Origin of the sequence: Synechococcus sp. R6-10 (genome assembly GCF_047461815.1) — a bacterium.
In the GTDB taxonomy this organism is placed as follows: domain Bacteria; phylum Cyanobacteriota; class Cyanobacteriia; order Thermostichales; family Thermostichaceae; genus Thermostichus.
In genome coordinates this window covers 1-936 of the sequence record NZ_JANSHW010000469.1, presented here as the reverse complement: position 1 = coordinate 936, position 936 = coordinate 1, and the positions used below count along the sequence as shown (strand labels likewise).

Sequence of the window (936 nt, the reverse complement as noted above, 5' to 3'; positions counted from 1 at the left end):
CATAACTTCCGCATTCCTCCCGACACTGACCCTACGGGTACAGTGCGGGGCTCCTGCGATTTCTAGCTGAGTTCGTCTAGCAACGACGGGAGGAGCCGCCCGAAGAGTGGCGAGAAGAGCTGCCCCCCGATGAAGGGCGGGAGGAGGAGCCGAAAGAGCCAGAAGAGCGCGAGGAGCCGCCACAACAGGAGCTTGCAAAGCTTGGATCTGGTTTTGCAGTTGTCTGCAGCGACGCTGCCTGCGCCAGTACATTGTGCCGCCGATTATCCCTGCAGCACCTGCCCCCACCCCTACCAACGGCCAGGGCGAAGGGGGAGGCGGGTAGGTCATGCCTCTGTTGAATTGCTGCCCGGCGCTGCAGCCGGCCTGACCACGTCAGCGCTGCAGTTCCCCCACAGCACTTTTCTCCTGAGGCCAGCTTTCCCATTGGCTATTTCTGCCGGGGATCCCCCCTGGTTGCCCGCAGGACTCTGTCCCACCGGCGCGAAAGGGCGAGCCACCCCAGTTTCAAGGCCAGCCCCAGCACCTGCCAGCCGCGCAACCGGATCACCAGGGATCCCCATCCGTGCCAACCGATGCGAGCGAAGGTCAAGCGCAGGTGTTGGGCCAACTGAGGGGGTAGAGCGGCGACTAGTCCCAAGCATTGCCCCGTCAAAGCCGGATCGGCAAAGCCAATTTCCACCCCTCCTTGCCAAGATTGGATGTGGAGCTGCTTGCCCAGCTTCCACAGGTAGGGCCAATCTCTGGGGGAGCAACGTTCTCCCCGCTGTACCGGCCAACGGCCGCGAAGGCGCAGGGATCCCCAACGCCATTCCCAACCACGGCGGCTGCCCCGCACAGTCCACCCCCCCCACCCGTGCCATTTCCAGATCCAGGCAAGGGGGCCCTGCCAGGGTTTGCGGTAGCGCAGAATGAGCTGTTGAGGCCAGAACAAGA

1 protein-coding gene is annotated in these 936 nt (G+C 63.7%); it reads right to left on the bottom strand.

All coding sequences use genetic code 11. The features are described from left to right. Window positions 1-430 precede the first annotated feature (430 nt). Window positions 431-936 (bottom strand): hypothetical protein (locus tag NW837_RS12335; protein ID WP_414331912.1); only part of this gene is annotated, 506 nt, incomplete at its 5' end.